Here is an 18,126-nt window from a genome sequence, read left to right on the forward strand (position 1 = left end):
TCTATTAGAAAATTAAAGAATCGCACCCTTTAACGGAATAAGGTAAGGTTATTGAATTATTTTTGGATAAGTTTTTCAAGTTGGCTCAAATACATCATTTTACTTGGTTCATTCGGAGTACCATCAGGCAATTTACACATAAATTCTAAAGCGTTTCCATCAGGATCATCAAAATAAATCGATACATTCTGCTGATGCGGTCTAGCTATTGGTTCCAACGGTTCCAATCCACCATGAGAACGAAGGGTAACCCCTCTTTCAGTAAGCCATACACTTGCTTTCTTAATATCCTCGAAATCAACTTCAAAAGCTAAATGCCGACCATTACCTGGAAAACTGGCAGGTTCCCTATCTTTAGAAATATCAGTTTTCCAAAGTCCTAGCCATGTTTTGTTTGGTACAATCCAAAAAAAGGCAATGTCGTCGTATTCGCAAGCCAATTGCAATCCAAGGTTTTTATAAAACTCCATCGAACGTTGTAAATCATGAACTGGCAGATGTACCTCATATAAACCTTTAATCATATTATCCAACTCCTCTAAACAATATATGTAATAAAACCTTAGTCGCTTCAAAAGCTAATCTCCCTTACAAGAAAACATTAAGAAAAGAGGAATTCTCATTCTTCGGTTATATTCACTTTCACTTTTAATTTTCTCAGGTCTTGGGGTGCCTTCTCTCATATCTTCAATCATGAATCCAGCTTGTTTTAAAAGTTGATAATATTCTTCAATCGTTCGGTGATATTTAACAACCTTCTTATCAATCCAAGGTTCTATCCTTACGCCACTATTAAAATAATCGTCTACTATCCAATCAGTTTTTGAGGAAGAAGCCGCAGCGCTCTTGGTTGATGAGGTTAAAACAGGATGTTGAACACTAAATATAAATTTCCCGTTATCTGTTAGTGATTTATGAACTTTTTTAAATAAAACTTTTAATTCCTCTAAATAATGAAGGGCTAACCGTGAAACAACAAGATCATAATTATCTGCTTCAAAATTCCACGTTTCCATTGAAGCGAGATGCACTTGCCCCTCTGTGCCATTAAGATTTTTAGTAGCTTCTCTTACCATATTTTCTGATCCTTCTACTCCGTCATATGAAATACACCCTTTTTTTAGAAGTTCAGATCCAAATTTAGCGTCACCACAACCTAAATCTAACACCTTTTTTCCTTCTACATTACCAATAAGTTCAAGCAATATAGGTTTTTCAATAATATTGTTTGGACTTTCCTCACGATTTCTCCTGGTTATATAATTCTTGAAAAATTCATCATCGTTGTAAGCTGATGCACCCCTGTACTCCATTATATCCCCTCCAACAAATACCCACTCCAAGTATGAAATTAATCAATACTGTCTTTTTAGATTTCATAACTATACTCCACCTTGAACAGCAACCTTCCTAACGAATATCCCACTTCATTATAACAATTATTTCCAAGAAAACATGTATTCTTAATGAACTATCCTGCCCCGATAGTTCCATAAGAAAAGGAGCTGCTGATCAGCTCCTGGTAATGAAGTAAAGCACCCGATAGTTCATTATGAAAGATTGCCTTGGCAACTATTTAGGTATGCCGATTTCTTGTAATGGATAAAATCGAAATTTCACTTCTCCAACAATCGAGTCGTAGGAAATAAATCCGAAAATCCTGCTATCCTTACTATTTAAACGATTATCCCCCATCACAAATAACATGTTTTTAGGAACTTGGGACTCTCCAGTTTTTTCTTGCAATGAAAAGTCCTCTGTCAGTTTATTAAAAGGATTATCTTCTTTATTTGCATTTAAATACGGTTCCTCTACGGCTTTTCCATTAATATAGAGCACATCATCTTTCATATCAATACTATCTCCAGGAAGACCTATTACCCTCTTAATATAGTCTTTACCATCAACATCTGGTGCATGGAATACAATCACATCAGACCGTTGTATTTCAGTCGTTTTACTTACAACCACTCTATCTTGGTCATGAAAGGTAGGCGACATGGATGCTCCCAATACAGTTGTAGGTGTAAAAAGAAGCTGTCTACAAATAAAAACGAAGATGAATGCAAAAACAATTGATTTTACCCAAGAATAAACTTCTTTTTTTGTACTTTCTTTCATGGTTTCCCTCCAAAAATAATCTTGTTTTAATATATTAATTCTATCCTACATCATGGGATATTACAAAATTTGGTTCATAGTTCTTCTACAGCTATTATGCCCCTTTAGTCTAAGTCCCCCCTTCACAAACTGATACCTATCCTTGAAATGTATTACGACAAAAAGCTTCCAGAACAAAAGCGTTTTTCATTTAATGTACCTTTACATCCCCCTTCTGAAAGAAATTCAATAGTGTTTGCAGCATCTCGCGGTTTTCCGAAATCCTTTGACTTGTCCAGCAAGGATAGCGATTGATAACTTTGTAAAACCTATGTAAAAGCTTGTAAAAATTTGTATAATCATGATATTTAATTGCAGAGTGAAAGTATAATGAAACTGTAAAAACGGAAAGGTTCAGTAACGATGTTGGGAGGTTGACAATATTATTCCAATCTTTCATTGATTAAAAGTAGAAAGGAGCCTTAACAATGCTGAAGCTAAAAAAGTTATTTTTATTAGGGTTCATAGCGTCTGCCTTAATGCCGGTACAGGAAGCAGGAGCAAAGGCCTCTAAACCGATTGCTGTCCAAGAGCACAAATCCTTTGAACAGATTCACGCAGAGCTGCTCAATCATGGTAAAAATGCGCCACTCATGACCCTGGCTCATCGGGGCCAATGGCGTGAATATCCAGAGAACTCGCTTGCAGCAGTCAATGAGGCCATTAAAGACGGCACCGATATTGTGGAAATAGATGTCCAGCTAACCGCTGATGGTGTACCTGTATTAATGCACGATACGACCGTTGATCGTACTACCAATGGCAAAGGAAAGGTTTCTGACTTCACACTGGCTCAAATTAAGAAACTTCGCCTCAAGGAAGGTCTCGGAGGTAAAACGGCAGCGCTCACCAAGCACAAAATTCCAACGCTTGAAGAGGTCATGCTTGTAGCAAAGGACCGGGCAATTGTAAACCTGGACAAGGGCTGGGAGATACGGGATGAAATGTACAAGGTTCTCGTTAAAACCGACACAGTAGATCACGGTCTGTTTAAGGGCAGTCCAAATGTTGAAGAAGCAGCCAAATTTATGGAGAAAGATCCAGAAATCCTATATATGCACATTATCCTTGATAACAACGTCAACTCTATAGGAACGTTCCCGGGGCGTCAGCCGGTCGCTTATGAAATTGTTTTTGCAGATCTTGCAGATCCGCAGATTCAGCCAGAAAAGCTGAAACAAATCAAGAAAAGTAGCAGGGTCTTAGCAAATGTAATGTGGAATGGCCTTGCTGCAAAATACACGGATGAGGCTTCACTAAGAGATGTAAATATGGGATGGAAGGCCGTAACAAAGCTTGGAGTGAATATGATACAGACTGACAATATTGAAGCGATCGATTACTGGCGGCATGGAGGCAATATGCGACACTGGCAGTACGATACCGGGAACCGTACAGTTCGGGTTCAGGCTGAGGAGCATCTTGGCGGTGGGCAAGGTACCGGGTATTTTGATCAGGACGCCAACCGCTGCAATACAGCCGACCAAGATTCACTCGATGTTTGCGAAATCGATGGAGCCATTGCTGTAAGCCATAACATGGAAGGTGAGTGGGCGAAATACGAAGTGAACATTAAGAAGTCAGGAACATATAAAATCTCCGGCAGAGTTTCTGCAGCCGCTACCCCGGCTGGTGCCATCACCTTGGATTGGGCTGGCAAAACAAGCGGGGAGACCGAGCTGAAAAATACAACTCACAAACGTGCATTCCAGCTTCAGAATTTGGAGTACCGCTACCTAAAGAAAGGTACTCACCTATTTACAGTCAAGGTCACAAGCCCAGGTTCCTACAACCTTGATTATATTCAATTTAATTTGCAGGATTAACTGTAGCTAGAAACACCCTTAAATTTTAGAAGGCGCAATTCCTTCGGATTTTCGAGTTTGGTGCAGCTTTGAAACAAGGCTTGATCTTGATAAAAGAAAAATAGAAGGGCATGTTTTGATAAAAGATTGATCAAAACATGCCCTTCTATTATCTAATTGGATTATTCATTGTTAATAAAGATTGCTCATTTTTGTATTCCCTAATCAGCTAATGCACCCGTTAGTTTAACAAGACTGTGTTTTTACCGCCTATCATGTTCTCTAAAAATCAGTTTAAATTTCGGCTTAAAATCAACTTCTATTGTTTGTTGGGAATCCTCATGCAGAACTGTTAAAAGTACACTTGAAAGTTCCTTTTTGTCTGCTGTAATCTCAAATTTATCAACTCGTTTTAAATCCAAAAGTGATAACAATTTACTTGAAGTCGGTTGGGTTACTTGTATTTTCACTTCACCGTAAGATGGAGAAAGTGTAACAATAAAGTCTTCCTCCCCATTAGAAAATTGATATGTTGCTTTATTATAATAAAATGGTAAATCTTTCGCAGAGGTATCAAATAATATAGGTTCGCACTCAAATAACGAAAGAAAGTCGTTTTCTTCTGGGAATACATACACTCAACATCAACCACCTTTCAACTCCCTATTTTAACATTTTCTTGTTGAGCTAACCTGCCCCTTTTGTTCCATAAGAAAAGAGCTGCCTTATTGTCAGCTCCGATCTTCAGCTAAAGCACCCGTTAGTGAAGTAACTCTTTTTTTAATTTTACTTCGTATAGTCTCATTGCACTTAAATCCCCTCGATATTCAAATATTTCTTTTGAAATTAAATTTCGGAGTCGATATTCTATCCATACATCTCCAGTGTATTGCTGCATATGACCAACGACTTCACCAATCAAACGTGCCGACTTCATATAATCATATGTACCTTGTTCTTTATGTAATTTCTTTGCACAAAGAATGATAAAATCATCACCTCGTTCAATATTTGAATCCCTAAGCTCACCATGCTCCCATGTTCTCAAATGATTTCCAATCAGCATTAAATTCTGTCCTTCGTCGCTGAGAGCATTACGTTTTGCAAAATTCAATGGTCTAAGCTCAAATTGTTCATAAAATTGAAGCAATTTTTCGGGAGTCAATTCTCCTGATGAACGAGGAAACTGTTCCTCTTCTAACAAAGGGTATGTAAAGAATTCGTGAAAAGCTGTAAACGTATTGAGTTCGAACACATTATTGACTTTATTTTGCAATAAATAAAGGACAATACGCAGACCTGTTTGCTCAGCAGCATTCTCACATGTCCAAATAATCACCTTTTGATAAGGTGGTATCGCTATTATTTTCTCGATTGCTTTTAACATACCCTGTTTATATTCTTCAACAGTTTTGAAGTCATCACGATAGTTTTCCTTAAACCATTGAAAACGATTTTCTATCCCTTCTTTTGTTTGGAGTGATTCAATTGGACCAACCGATAAAATATCGGGTAACACTATGATTTCTTCTGTTTTTGCATAAATAGTTTTACGAAATGCGAATTTTAAGCTACCTGCAGTCGAATCACCAAATACAATATGTACCGTTTGTAGATGTTCTTTTTTCTCTTCATTTCTCGAAATTTGAATCGATGATTTTTTCATTTTTCGTCTCATATAAACTACCTTTTTTATATTTTTCATAGGTTAAGTTTACCATAACCTTCTTTCACTAACGTGCCCCTTTAGTTATAAAAGCCAATGAAAATGATTAAGCTTTTGTTTCCACGTAGTTTATTCGGACCGTTCGGTAAAATATTTCAAACTTTCTTTATGAGAAGTACTTACCATATACACTCGGGCATAAAAATGATACGGTTGGTGCATAGAATATTTGAGGTATTTTATATCCTCAATGTTGAAAGGAGATATTTGACTAATAAAAAGAATGCTTTTATTAAGAAAGCAATAGACAATTATTTTCAAAAACTCGAAGAACAAGATTTCAATGAAGACGATTTAATTCAACTAATTAATCATCTATCTAGGGTTTATGATCAAATATCTAGCGCAGTTAAACTTTGAGCCTTTTCCTTTAATGGCTCTTTTTTTGTATATTTCCCCTAAATCTTTTTACAGTTTGTGCCTTACCACACTGTTTATTCGAACTATATTTTTTTATTGGAACATAATTTATTTCGTTTCATATACTGAACCTGACATATAATAAGTCCTCAACATGTAACTATTGTTCTCAAGAATAGTTACTTTTTTTCATTTTGGTTTATTCGTACCATGCACCTTTAAGTTTGGCGGATCTTTTGTTATTAACGACATATACTTAGATTGCAGCATCACGTTCTCCGAATGTCTCTTTTATAATTTGGACTTGTGTAACTATTCTTGTTCTGGAATAGTTACCTTTTTTTGTTTCATTGTTTATTCGTACGTGATGAATTTAATGTTCAGATAGAAGAACAGTCTTAACCTTGTTCACATTTTATAAACATTGAAATGAATAAAGTTATGTTGGTTTAATGTATAATTAAATGTGAAAAGGAGGCTTATAATGTCAACAGAAAAGATTTTAGAACAACTTATCAGAATTGCAGATGCGTTAGAAAGAATTTCTCCAGTTCCTGATAAAACAGAACAGAAGGAAAAGTTTGATTATCAGGACAACTCAGATAAAGCAAGGGCTGTCATTAAAATGAATAAAACCATTCTAGACTCTAATAGAGATAAGCGATAAAGGAATGAGATCACAATATGTGATCTTTTTTATTTTATTTAAATACCACTTGCGAATTTGTAAAAGTGAAACCGTACAGTTTGTGTCAACTGCGTGATACATCCTAATGAACTAACCTGCCCCTTTAGTTCCATAAGAAAAAGAGCTGCCTTAAAGACGGCTCCGATCTTCAGCTAACGCACCCGTTCGTTTAAGTGAGAATCTTCACAACTTTTTCTATCTTAGGCTTTGTTAATAGTATTGTTGTTTTCAGGTATAAAATATGGGAACGTCCGATTTGGACGTTCCCATTCTTATTCTTATTCCATTAAGCATCCCTATAATGGAATAACGGTAAAGCTAATGACGCCTTTTTAAAAGCTGCGTTTCGCTGCCCAAGCACCTTGCATTTTACTAAGGAATACAATTTGCCCAATATGATATGCGTTATGCATGGCTAAACTCTTCAGTTCAAGCACTAATGGATTATCGCCTGGAATCTGTCTATATAAATCTTCATGTTCTGATTTTGCTAGTATTTTTCCAAGTTCTCGATGAACATAAAAGTATTCTTGTTTTGTTTCCTTCCAATTTTCTAACGTCTCAGTTGGTAATTGAAATGTAGAGTCATTATTTTCTGCCTGTGGTTCATTCGCTGTTTCACCAAGAAATCGCATCAGATATCTCTTTTCAAAGAATAGCAAATGACAAACTAATTCCCAAATGGAATTCATCATTGCCCCATCAGCCGGTTTCCAAATTGCCTGTTCCAAAGTGATGTCCTCTAGCACTTTTTCAAGTGGTGGAAACCAGTCTTCTTCATCCAAACAGCTTGCCCATTGTTGTAACAAAAGTGTCTTTACATCCATTTTCTATTCCCTCCAATTTAATCCTAGGCTGATTTTATTGGTTACCTTACAATAGATTCGCTTCAGTTAAAGAGTATTCCTCTAGACGGAATTTCTTTCATTACTTGTTCCATTATTTCTCCTTCTAAAAGATTAGGTTATCGTCTTAATTATTGTTCAACCATACTGCCCCTTTAGTTGCAGCTGTTTCCAGCCCCTTAATGAAGAATCGTGCCCGATTGCGGAAAATTTGTAACTTCCTTTTATATGTTGATCCAAAGAAAGTAACTGAATTATTGGTTTAAATCCATATATTATTTTCAGCAGTTAGTTTAAAATTAGTTTCACCAGTGTTGACTACACCTTTAGGCTCTACCAGCATTATATGGCATTCCTTTTCAGCATAAGGCTTATGCTCCACACCTTTTGGTATCACATACATTTCTCCTTTGGAAAGTTTAACCTCTCCATCGCGGAATGCGATGGACATCTCTCCGTCTATTACGATGAATGCCTCATCGGTGTCTTTATGATCGTGCCATACAAAATCCCCCAGAATCTTAACTAACTTAAACTGATAGTCATTCATTTCACCAATGACTTTGGGCGACCAGTGTTCACTGAATTTGGACAGTTTCTCGCTTAGATTAATAGCGTTATAATTGATATAAATCCCCCCAGAACTATTCTTACCTTTATTTTACAACTTCGATAGATTAATTACTATTTTGATTAAGATCTCAAAAGTTTCTGCTGATCTTCCCACAAAATGGCCCAATTGCTGAACAAAGATCAAACAGCACTCTTGAACTAACCTGCCCCTTTAGTTCATTAAGATGATTACTAATCCAAAATATTCAACTTTACTTTTTTAGTTTAAAAACTATAAAATCAGCACATCTAAAATCTTCTTCAAATGAAGGATATTTTTTTAACATCTCTTTTGATGGCTTCGGTTCTACGATGCTTTCTAAAATAAAACCTGTTTTGATTAAAGTGTTTATATAACTTGTTAATGTTCTATGGAAGAATAACATTTTTTCTTTATCTCCTAAACCTTGTTCATACGCACCTTCATAAAAATATTTATCTACGTTCCAATGTAACTTTATACCGTCTTTTGTTTTCTCCCAACCACTTTCTGGAGTAACAAAACAAGGATGTAAAATCGAAAATATAAAACAGCCTCCATCCACTAATAACCGATACATTTCTTGAAATGCTTTCTCGTAATTTGCAAGGTCTTGAATAACCATATTAGATACTATTATATCGAAACTTTGATCTTCTAGAGAATTCAAGTCCTCACAATTACCCTGCCTATAATCAATTAACAAATCATTTGGAGTTCTTCCTTTAGCAATTTCTATCATCCTTGTTGAATAATCCACAGCAGTTACATTCGCTTCGGACTTGGCTAAAATTCGACTTAAATACCCTTCACCACACCCAGCATCTAAAACTTTTTTATTATTAACCGGTTCCATAAGTGATAATAAAGTTGGATTTAAAAAAACTTCTTTATGATGGTCTCCTTGTTCGGTATGATTTGCTGAATATGTATCCGCGAAACTATCCCACCTTTTAATTGCTTCTTCTGTACCAACATTTTGTTTCATTTTATATCCTCCCTGTTCTTTTGCTTTGAATTCATTTCCTTTACTTCTATAATCTTGTTCCACTAACCTGCACCTATCGTTAATTTAGGATTCTTTTTTTACAATCAAAAGGCCACCATTTGGCGGCCATACAAATGAACTAACACAGTTAAAAGGCTCTAAAAAGAACGGAATTTGCCCAGTATGCCACTAGAATAATAATAATTGTAGTAACAATAACAAGCATTTTTTTACTGTAATTTCCAACTTCTTTCTTTTCCCTTATTTCCTCTCTGTATTTCATTTGTACCTTTTTCTTTTTATCATCTAATTTCATAGCAGGTAAACCCCTTATGAAAATAATTTAAGTTTATTTTACCATAAAAACCCTTTTCAATTTTCTACTATCCTGCACCATCATTTTTGATCAATGGTGTAATCGATATGTAAGAAGGGAATGCCAAAGATTCGCATTTTATGTTGTGCTGTGAGCACGCCTGCCATTGTTTCATTAATGAAAAAGTGTTCGGATAACGGAAGCTTGAAAAGCGCTTTGCCCGCTGCTAAATAAATACCGGCGTCACTGTCTCCCTCGCTCGAAAGAATGAGAGAGCCATCGGTAGCGTCAAGCTGTAAAATGCCAATCATTGACGAATAGGGAAGCGGAAGTGCTATATTCATATACGTCCTGCCCTTCGTTTCATGCTGAGAATAAATGGCCACAAATACGGTATTCCCCTTCACCTGGCGAATCCATGCGCGTGGGTTTTCCCTCCCATCGAGCGTTTGATCAACAGTGCGTATTTGATAGGTCATTTCAGTACGGTTACTTGAGATGGGCAAGTTCAATTGCTGTAGTTTTGTACTTATCAATTTATAGCACACCGCAAACGGTTTAAACCAAGTTGCCCATTTTACAGACGCAAATAACCGATACTTATCTGTGTTCTCATAAAAATGGACGATTGTTTTTGGTAAAGTTTTTATATCAACAAACTCACTTAGATCATCCACTAGACCCGGGTGTGGCTTGCCTGCTCCTTTTAACGCACCTCGAATTTGGCTCACTGGGAAATTCCAGACATCCTGTTTCGTTTTAGGAGGCACAAGCACCCAGCCGAGTACGCCTAACATGCCAAAAATTAAACAGTTAAACAAGCCATGGAATTTTAGCATGAAATCAATACTAACCAACCAAATTCCAAATGAATTATATGTCGCATAAAGCAATGAAAATAAGATTGTGATGCCTAGTGCACTGAACGATAGCCGTATCAATATCGCCTGCAAGTGTGAAAGGAAACGTGTTTCGTATGCCAGGACGATTAATGTGTAAATGGCAAATATGTATAGCAACACAGAGATGATTTCCAGTAACGGCGATAATGAAATGCCAATGGCGACCAGTATGGGACCTGCTAAAATAATCGGCACAATTACACGATACCAGGTTGAATCGTGTAAGCGTCCAAAAAACCCAAGAGATATGGGCAATAAAAAGGCAGAGTAATGAAAATGAATAGCCGTTAACCACGTGATCAGTGGACTGAAACCTGTATCCATTCCCGTCATATAAGCAAAGAACCATAGTCCGCCTACAAATAAATACATCATCCCAATATCAATGGATATTTCTGCCCAATTTGTAAAACCACGCTGAAAAAAACGCTTTAGGCCATTACACGCCACAAAAAAGGTAAACGTCATATAAATGAAGGCGAGTACCATCTGTCCTGTACTTGATGGGACGACTTGCAGTAAAAAAATGGAGAGCATGGCCATCCAATTGAACATAATATATTTCCACTTTGTTTCTAATAGCAGCTGGAGCATAAGTGGCACGAAAATTAACTGGGCAGCTGTCAGCATTAACAAATACGATTCAGATGCCAACATGCTGCTTGCTATGAAAAAGAGCACACCTGCAATGGTGATTGGACTAAAGAGCCTGCATCTTAAATTCGCCTGCATAAGCCATCAACCTTCCTACGATTCGGTTTCTTATATCGACTTGAATCGTAAATACTTCTCGGACATCATCGTACCCTTCCTCAACGGTCACGACTCCTTCCAATAACCGAGGAATTGGAAGCTCCAGGTTACCTATAACGATACGTTGAGGACCAGAGTGAATATGAATGCGCCCTTCAGGTGTAACCGCAAATGTTAAATCCGAATAAAATAAGCTCGGCTCCCCTAAATAATCCTTTACAACTCCACGTTTCGTATCGACCGTCATAAACGCATTAAAATGCCGAGTGATCTCTTTAAAATGAAAAGTACGCTCCCAATGTATTTGTGCCTCACCTGTCGGCAATGATCTACAGGTATTTTTGATGGAAAACGGCACATCCTTCCCATTTTCGGGAAAAAGAAATTTCCAGCGTGCTGCTAATTTCAAAAAAGGTTTTAGCCAGCCTGCCCCCGTTTCAATCTTTGACATCGTTCCGACCCCATTGAACGGTTTACCAATTGGCAGGGCATAACGCTCTTGAAGCTTAGGATGAAGTCTTTGAAAATCCTCACCTAAGAGGTCTTGGTAGATTGTCATGATGATTCACCCTTTCGCGTCCGCCTGCAACTTGTTGCCGATGGCAAATCAGTTGCTAGTAAGAAGCTAATGATGGAAAGGACCCACAGACTAGCATTAAATGTAAGAGGGGTAAACGGATGCGATGCTAATGAAGGATTAGCGATCAAGGCACTAATGGTTAGTAACGGAAAAATAATGATCTGCCCAATAAGTAAATGTCTTTTCTTACGATAAAGCAGCCAAACCACTGCAAATAAAATCTCGAGAACGCCTATTATTTCTACACCCTTCACAGCAGCAGTCCCATCCAAGGATGTTAAACTGGAGAGCATCGATACTTCCTCAGGATGCTTGGCAATCATCTTCGGGATGAGCCCATGATAAAGCCAAATAAAGACAAAAAGCATGGTTACTATAGCGTTAATAATGAAACGGACATACTGAGATCGTGGTGATTCCCCCTTTTCAATCCAGCGTTTTAGCACATCAAAGCTTAGAGCCGTTGCCCACCCCATGATTGGCCGAAAAAAGAAGTCTACAAGCCGTCCAAGCAAACCATAGCGTACATCATAATCATATTGGGTCAGAAATGTGATTCCGTTATCTGTCGGTATATATTGCCAATATCCTTTCCCTTCACGAATTGGCGAAATGTTTTGATCGGTACCAAAGTGGAGAGAAGATGTTTTTGAACCATCCTTCTTATTATGCGTACCAACGCTTTTACCCCAGCCAGCGACTTTAACATAACGACCCAATTTCGTTTCATATAAAAAGGATTGCGGATCATCTTCTGATTTTTTCGGTAAATAGGTAATAGAAGAAAAACGCAAATCCCATTGTTCATGTAGTTCAGGCTTTTGAGTCATCCCCCATACCTCGTCTATAGTTGCCTGAATTGGAATTTCCACATAGATTGGTTTATTTTTCATAAATGTCACCTCCATTAATAAAGTAACATAAGTTTCCATACAACATGGTAGAATTTATGAAATGGCTGTAAGAATTATCGCCCATAACAGTTCAGCTAACCTGCCCAGTTAGTTATTAAGAAGTAAACAACTTTTTCCTAGCTGCACAGCTTGGTCCCTACCTGAATTGTCCCAACCTGTATCACCAGGTTGGTGATACCTCCTTTAACAGAACGTAAAAAGCCATTCCTGTACAGAATGGCTTCAACGCATCACAGCTTTAGTTTAAATTTTTTTTGAAATAATTTATTATCATTCAAACCACGCCTACATATCTCGTTTTTAAGTAATTCCACAAAGTCTTTACTATCTTTAAGTTTGGTAGCCGCGAGGTAAGTTTCAATCAATAGTTCATCATCTAACCTATTTAAGCAATTTATTATCATCCACTCCTTCTCACCTAAAATTGAACAGACTCAATTAGAAAAGACTAGATAACAATAAAATTGTTATTTCATATACTATTATTCGATACTTTTCTTGAATATATTTACCACGTTCTTGTATTGAATTAAACCTTTGGACCTAAAATTAGTATCATTTTCATAATTTTAAGATTATTCAAGTATTAATACCTATATATTATTCCTATTTGAGCCATAATGGAAGTAGAAAATCTTGTTTTACCTAAAGAACCTGTAAAGTGATCATAACGTTATTTATTTTTAATCCAAATACGTAAAAGCCTTGCTACAATTTTTGTAGTAAGGCTCTTTAAAGTTGATTAATCGTTAATCAGAAACGCACCTGTTAGTTCTATAAGGCTTGTAGAGTTGACACAACCTGTGAAATAAAAAAGGCTGCCAAAATGGCAGCGTTAGTTGGATTTTCTTTCTTTTAAATACGATTTTAGTTTGTTCTCTATTGACAGGGCCATTGTTGAAACTACTATGTGCTTTTTTTCCTAAATCAGAAGGTAGAACAAGTAATGAGCTTTTCAATACTTGTTCTTTTTTATTTATCACGTTATTGGTTTATATTTTTTTGATTGATTAAACTTTTAACCTTGGAAATAATACCGATGATAAGATAGATAATTCCATTAGCAACAATAATTAACCCTATAAATGCAGCACCAAATCCTGCCCCTTCTCCAGTACCACCACTATTATGATCAATCTTCACAAAAAAATAACCTGCTATAAACGCTATTATAGGCCCTAAAATTCCAATAACTATACCGGATAACCACAATGAGATTTTATTTCTCTTGTATAAAGAAATAGCCAAGGCATTCAAAATTAAAAGAGATACAACTAAAACAAGCCAAATTAACCCATCACCACTCATATAAACAACTCCTAATTTATTTAGGGATTACAGATTGAAATAAATCGTCCCAGTATAAATAAAACTATGAAAATAGTAATAACAAACACTTTTTTACTGTTATTTTCATCTGCTTCTTTCTTTTCCTTAATTTTCTTTCTATTTTTCATTTGTATCTTTTTCTATTTGTTAGCTAATATGTTAAATTTCCTCCTTAAAGAAAAATTTGCTAAACCAATTTTACCACATTAACCCATTTCCCTTAATGAACTAACCTGTCCCGTTAGTTCCATAAGAAAAAGCTGCTTTAAAGACAGCTCTGATCTTCAGCTAACGCACCCGTTAATTCAACTTTATTTCATAAGGAGTGTTTGATGCTGTTTCTTGTGTAAAAAGCAAGCAAAAAAGTAATCAAAGGGGGAGTGCAACCAGTCTGAACCAACCATTCCACCAATGAAATATAGTGATGGTAGGACAAGTGCAATTCCACTAATTAATAATGCTTTCCAAGATTTTTTACATAAACCCCATATAAATAAAATTAATGAAGTTCCAATCAATAGCAAAAAAATAAGCCCCCCCCAAAAGAAAGCCCATTTATTTTCCCCCGTATTCTTTTGTCTCAACTTCTATATAATGTTCAATGTTTTCTGTTGGATTCCTATTGAAATATCCTGCCCCGTTAGTTCCATAAGAAAAGGAGCTGCTGATCAGCTCCTGATAATGAAGTAAAGCACCTGTTAGTTCATTAAGACTTATTGTAAATTTGAAATAAATAGTGCAGTAAGGGGTAATGCCAAAAGATTAAAGATTAGTTTTTCTTATCCTTTTCAAGTAAATCAATAATTCTATCAAGCTTTTGTTCGATATTTTCTGACTTGCTTGGTTGTTTAGTAATGAGAGAACGAACAAGAAAAAACACCCCAGAAAATAAACCAAATATAAAAATAAGGAAAACTAGTTGATATAACATATCGCCATTCATATTAATTCCTACCTTTACAAGTACTGGTATTAGTGTATCATATTTTTTACTGCACAGTTCTTTAACAATTCGCTTATGAAACTAGCCTGCCCCGTAGTTGCATAAAGAAGAAGCTGCCGCAGCAACCCCTTATTGAAGTAAAGCACCCGTTAGTGAAAGAAGCCAGTTGCTTATAATGGCAAACTCATAGTAACTGTTCTTATGTTAAATCCCATTTTTTCGTAAAGTTTAATAGCTTGATTCTCTGCAAATGCACTAAGACGGACTTCAGAGTATCCATCTTGTCTTAAATGGTCAATGGCAGTTCTCATTAACCGTTTAGAAATTCCATTCCCTCTAAATTCTTCTATAACAAATAATTCATAAATAAATCCACTCATCTTATCAGTAAATTGGTCTTTACTTGACCCTATAAGAATCCATCCCATTAATTTGTCAGTCTCTGTTGCTATTAAATAATAGCTTCCCTTTTCCAGTAGAGGTTCAACAAGATGTTTGATTTTTTCGTTTGTAGGTTTTACTTCACCCAATGTGCCATCATATACAGCTTGTGGAGAAAGTAACATAACCTTTTTTAGTTCAGAATCGTTAGGTTTTCTAATATCCATTAATAATGTCGAGTCCTTTCAATATTCTTTTGTAAATTTTAGCATAATATCCCAATATTCATCTTCCAAATTCTATAATTACTTTGATTTCTTGTTCAACTCTCCTGCCCCGTTAGTTCTATAAGGAAATACCAAAACGGTTTACCTTTTCTGATTAGACCTTGTCAGGCAAGGATTTTTTACTTTTGCTGTACTGATTCTTAAAATGTTTTCTTTATTTTTAGCTGTACTTCATAATAACAAAGGGATAATTTTAAAAAACAGAAAACCTTCTTATAAGTACAATCGTCTATAACTAAAGAAGGAAGTGTGAACTGTTTTGGAGGAGTTAGTGTTGAAATGGTCTCAAATGAAAGATGACAAATCCATACTGGATGAAATCATGTCCCTTTATGGCCAGGATATTCTGCAATTGGTCTATTCGTATGTAAAGGATGCAGTTGTGGCAGAGGACCTGACACAGGAGATTTTCATCAAATGCTATAAGGCTCTGCCCACTTATAACCAACAATCAAATATAAGGACGTGGCTTTGGAGAATTGCTATTAACCATTGTAAGGATTATAGGAAAAGCTGGTACTTCCGAAATGTTTCGACGGCGGAAGAGGAGCAGGAATGGACTTCTACCGATAACGTGGAAGAAAAGGTCATTCAGCAGGATGAAGACATGCAACTTGCTGGTGCAGTCATGGAACTGCCAATCCAATATCGCGAGCTCATTTATCTCCATTATTTTCAGGAAATGAAGCTCAAGGAGATTTCTGAAATTACCGGGGTCAAACTTGGAACGGTGAAGACCCGGATGCGCCAGGCGAAAAGAAGGTTAAAAACCTATTGGGAGGAATCCACCGATGGAAGATAAATTATCACGCTTGAAATCGGCTATGAAAAAGCATACATTTCTTGATTTGAAATTCACGGAAAATCATAAAAACTCCATCCATACTGCCATCGAAAATCAGGATGTAAGTAAGGAAGAAATCTTGCTTGGTATTTTCAGATCTTTGGATAAGGAAAAAAGTGGTTATCAAATTAATGAATCTCTATACCAGAAAGGCATCCGTAAATTTGAAAATAACGAAGGCTCCTTGTATGCTGCCTTGCATGAGCTGGAGAAGGAAGGCTGGCTCCAGTCTTTTTGGGAAACGAAAGAAAGGAAGCTCTATTCCCTGGATGAACGTGCGAAAAAGTGGCTAAAGAAAAAGGATGCTAATAGTGGTTCCGCTTCTGCTAGTTGGCGGACAGCCTTTGAAGGAGGAAGAAGCGATTGAGAAGCAATCATTTTTTAGATGAGGTGTCGTCGTATATCCGATCAAAAGAAGCAAAAGAATATATAGCAGCCGAACTAAAAGCCCATCTGCATCAAGCTAAAACTGAACTGGTCCAAAAAGGATACACAGAGGATGAAGCAGATGAACTGGCTGTCCGGAATATGGGAAGTCCATCAGACATTGGGCAGAAGATGGACAAGCTGCATCGACCGGCGATTGATTGGAAACTAATGAGCATGTTTCTGTTCATGTCAGCTACGGGCCTGTTTTTGTTTTGGTTCTTATTTAAGGATGGTAATTCTTTTTCAGTACTGAAGCAGGTATACTCTGTCACAGGAAGTGTAATTATGGCCTGTGTTATTCTATTTTTCGATTATCGGAAATTCCAGAGATGGGGCTGGGTTTTCTTTACGATAGGATGTCTGATTCTTGTTCAGTTCCAATTTTCCAATGTATTAGTGAACGGCAAGCCTCGAATTAATATTATAGGTTTATTGTCGGTCGATTCGATTGTGGTTCTGCCACTTTTTCTGCTTGCATGGGCCGGAATGCTACAATCAAAAAAGATGAATGTTTATTGGGCTGCCATTTTATACGTTTGTTCTACCTTTTTGTTTCTATTTACAGTCAACTTGCAGGCGGTGGCGCTTTACTCATTGATGGTTGCTGTAATGGTCTGGAGAAGCAGCCTAAATAAAAGGAAAATCCTTATCACTGCAGCTGTCCTGCTTACTACTTGTGTTTCGCTTCTGCTTATATTTTCAAAAGATATAAAGACCTATCAATTTGAAAGACTTCTTGCGTTCATTACACCTGAAAAATTCAGTGAGACATCGGGGTATATGTATTTGAAACTGGAAAAGCTAATTGCTGATGCCGGATGGTTTGGACATTTTGGTTCCCTAGCGAAGATTGATTTTTCAAATGAAATGATGACGGATTTTATCTTTGTAACGATTACCTATACGCTCGGCTGGGCCGGGGCCTTACTCATTGGTATGCTTTTTTTATGGTTGATCTGGCGAATTTCTCGTATATTCCAAACTGTGAAAGACCCATTTGGGAAAATACTTGTTTCCGGCAGTTTTGCCATATTCACTGCACAGGTAACTGTTAGCATCGGAATGTCTCTCGGCTTATTACCGATAATAAGCCTATCCCTGCCATTTATGAGTTATGGTGCTTTATCAGCGATGATTAACGCCTTCTTGTTTGGTCTGGTTTTAAGTGTGTATCACCAAAAAAATATTATACTGATGAAGAAAATTTGAGAGTATGGTACTGTAGCTCATACTCTATTTTCTGAAGAAACTAGGAATGGGTAAAGGCATGAAGCTTTGAAAGAT

21 protein-coding genes are annotated in these 18,126 nt (G+C 36.7%); 5 read left to right on the forward strand and 16 right to left on the reverse strand.

The window, feature by feature from the left end; all coding sequences use genetic code 11:
- Window positions 1-56 precede the first annotated feature (56 nt).
- The 3 genes from MHI53_RS20645 to lepB all read right to left on the reverse strand — a co-directional run bounded on the left by MHI53_RS20645 (window position 57) and on the right by lepB (window position 2,121).
- Window positions 57-524: a VOC family protein gene (locus MHI53_RS20645; RefSeq protein ID WP_340372150.1), complete on the reverse strand. Its 468-nt coding sequence runs from the start codon at window positions 522-524 to the stop codon at window positions 57-59.
- 54 nt (window positions 525-578) lie between these two features.
- Window positions 579-1,313 (reverse strand): class I SAM-dependent methyltransferase, encoded by a 735-nt coding sequence (locus tag MHI53_RS20650; protein ID WP_340372151.1) that lies wholly within the window; start codon window positions 1,311-1,313, stop codon window positions 579-581.
- 259 nt (window positions 1,314-1,572) lie between these two features.
- Window positions 1,573-2,121 carry a signal peptidase I gene (gene lepB, locus MHI53_RS20655; RefSeq protein ID WP_100530989.1) on the reverse strand — a complete coding sequence of 183 codons (549 nt, stop codon included), beginning with the start codon at window positions 2,119-2,121 and terminating at the stop codon, window positions 1,573-1,575.
- 467 nt (window positions 2,122-2,588) lie between these two features.
- Between lepB and MHI53_RS20660 the strand changes: the two genes are divergently transcribed.
- Window positions 2,589-3,986 (forward strand): glycerophosphodiester phosphodiesterase family protein, encoded by a 1,398-nt coding sequence (locus tag MHI53_RS20660; protein ID WP_061140969.1) that lies wholly within the window; start codon window positions 2,589-2,591, stop codon window positions 3,984-3,986.
- Between the two features lie 242 nt (window positions 3,987-4,228).
- On the opposite strand, the gene MHI53_RS20665 is transcribed toward MHI53_RS20660, so the two are convergent.
- Together MHI53_RS20665 and MHI53_RS20670 are read right to left on the reverse strand one after the other, a co-directional pair.
- Window positions 4,229-4,603 (reverse strand): hypothetical protein, encoded by a 375-nt coding sequence (locus MHI53_RS20665; protein ID WP_061140970.1) that lies wholly within the window; start codon window positions 4,601-4,603, stop codon window positions 4,229-4,231.
- Between the two features lie 122 nt (window positions 4,604-4,725).
- Window positions 4,726-5,631, reverse strand: coding sequence for a DUF1835 domain-containing protein (locus MHI53_RS20670; RefSeq protein WP_061140971.1), 906 nt, complete (start codon window positions 5,629-5,631; stop codon window positions 4,726-4,728).
- A gap of 904 nt (window positions 5,632-6,535) precedes the next feature.
- Here MHI53_RS20670 and MHI53_RS20675 point away from each other — a divergent pair.
- Window positions 6,536-6,718, forward strand: a complete 183-nt coding sequence (locus MHI53_RS20675; RefSeq protein ID WP_061140973.1) for a hypothetical protein — start codon at window positions 6,536-6,538, stop codon at window positions 6,716-6,718.
- Between the two features lie 353 nt (window positions 6,719-7,071).
- On the opposite strand, the gene MHI53_RS20680 is transcribed toward MHI53_RS20675, so the two are convergent.
- From MHI53_RS20680 to MHI53_RS20730, 11 genes are all read right to left on the reverse strand, one after another.
- Window positions 7,072-7,566, reverse strand: coding sequence for a DinB family protein (locus MHI53_RS20680; RefSeq protein ID WP_061140974.1), 495 nt, complete (start codon window positions 7,564-7,566; stop codon window positions 7,072-7,074).
- Window positions 7,567-7,846: 280 nt separating this feature from the next.
- Complete coding sequence (locus MHI53_RS20685; protein ID WP_034304537.1) at window positions 7,847-8,212, reverse strand: cupin domain-containing protein; 366 nt, start codon at window positions 8,210-8,212, stop codon at window positions 7,847-7,849.
- Window positions 8,213-8,408: 196 nt separating this feature from the next.
- Complete coding sequence (locus MHI53_RS20690; protein WP_340373714.1) at window positions 8,409-9,164, reverse strand: class I SAM-dependent methyltransferase; 756 nt, start codon at window positions 9,162-9,164, stop codon at window positions 8,409-8,411.
- 148 nt (window positions 9,165-9,312) lie between these two features.
- Entirely contained in the window at window positions 9,313-9,480 is a 168-nt protein-coding gene (locus MHI53_RS20695) for a hypothetical protein (RefSeq protein ID WP_340372152.1), read from the reverse strand.
- A gap of 80 nt (window positions 9,481-9,560) precedes the next feature.
- A complete protein-coding gene (locus MHI53_RS20700; RefSeq protein WP_340372153.1) occupies window positions 9,561-11,114 on the reverse strand; it encodes a YndJ family protein in 1,554 nt (517 codons plus the stop codon).
- Window positions 11,083-11,694: a DUF4166 domain-containing protein gene (locus tag MHI53_RS20705; protein ID WP_340372154.1), complete on the reverse strand. Its 612-nt coding sequence runs from the start codon at window positions 11,692-11,694 to the stop codon at window positions 11,083-11,085. Before MHI53_RS20705 ends, MHI53_RS20700 begins: the two co-directional genes overlap by 32 nt.
- On the reverse strand, window positions 11,691-12,608 hold the full coding sequence (locus tag MHI53_RS20710) for a DoxX-like family protein (RefSeq protein ID WP_340372155.1): 918 nt from the start codon (window positions 12,606-12,608) through the stop codon (window positions 11,691-11,693). Before MHI53_RS20710 ends, MHI53_RS20705 begins: the two co-directional genes overlap by 4 nt.
- A 251-nt stretch (window positions 12,609-12,859) precedes the next feature.
- Window positions 12,860-13,033 carry a sporulation histidine kinase inhibitor Sda gene (gene sda, locus MHI53_RS20715; RefSeq protein ID WP_081092312.1) on the reverse strand — a complete coding sequence of 58 codons (174 nt, stop codon included), beginning with the start codon at window positions 13,031-13,033 and terminating at the stop codon, window positions 12,860-12,862.
- A gap of 580 nt (window positions 13,034-13,613) precedes the next feature.
- Window positions 13,614-13,937 (reverse strand): ABC transporter permease, encoded by a 324-nt coding sequence (locus MHI53_RS20720; protein ID WP_340372156.1) that lies wholly within the window; start codon window positions 13,935-13,937, stop codon window positions 13,614-13,616.
- Window positions 13,938-14,727: 790 nt separating this feature from the next.
- Window positions 14,728-14,901 (reverse strand): DUF4083 family protein, encoded by a 174-nt coding sequence (locus MHI53_RS20725; protein WP_340372157.1) that lies wholly within the window; start codon window positions 14,899-14,901, stop codon window positions 14,728-14,730.
- Between the two features lie 170 nt (window positions 14,902-15,071).
- Window positions 15,072-15,509, reverse strand: coding sequence for a GNAT family N-acetyltransferase (locus MHI53_RS20730; protein WP_340372158.1), 438 nt, complete (start codon window positions 15,507-15,509; stop codon window positions 15,072-15,074).
- A 319-nt stretch (window positions 15,510-15,828) separates the two neighbouring features.
- On the opposite strand from MHI53_RS20730, the gene MHI53_RS20735 reads away from it, so the two are divergent.
- The 3 genes from MHI53_RS20735 to MHI53_RS20745 are packed head-to-tail and all read left to right on the forward strand — an operon-like array spanning window position 15,829 to window position 18,051.
- Window positions 15,829-16,371, forward strand: a complete 543-nt coding sequence (locus MHI53_RS20735; protein WP_340372159.1) for a sigma-70 family RNA polymerase sigma factor — start codon at window positions 15,829-15,831, stop codon at window positions 16,369-16,371.
- Window positions 16,361-16,780 carry a PadR family transcriptional regulator gene (locus MHI53_RS20740; RefSeq protein ID WP_340372160.1) on the forward strand — a complete coding sequence of 140 codons (420 nt, stop codon included), beginning with the start codon at window positions 16,361-16,363 and terminating at the stop codon, window positions 16,778-16,780. Before MHI53_RS20735 ends, MHI53_RS20740 begins: the two co-directional genes overlap by 11 nt.
- Complete coding sequence (locus MHI53_RS20745) at window positions 16,777-18,051, forward strand: FtsW/RodA/SpoVE family cell cycle protein (protein ID WP_340372161.1); 1,275 nt, start codon at window positions 16,777-16,779, stop codon at window positions 18,049-18,051. Before MHI53_RS20740 ends, MHI53_RS20745 begins: the two co-directional genes overlap by 4 nt.
- Window positions 18,052-18,126 lie beyond the last annotated feature (75 nt).

It is taken from the genome of Peribacillus sp. FSL E2-0218 (genome assembly GCF_037992945.1).
GTDB lineage: Bacteria > Bacillota > Bacilli > Bacillales > DSM-1321 > Peribacillus > Peribacillus simplex_B.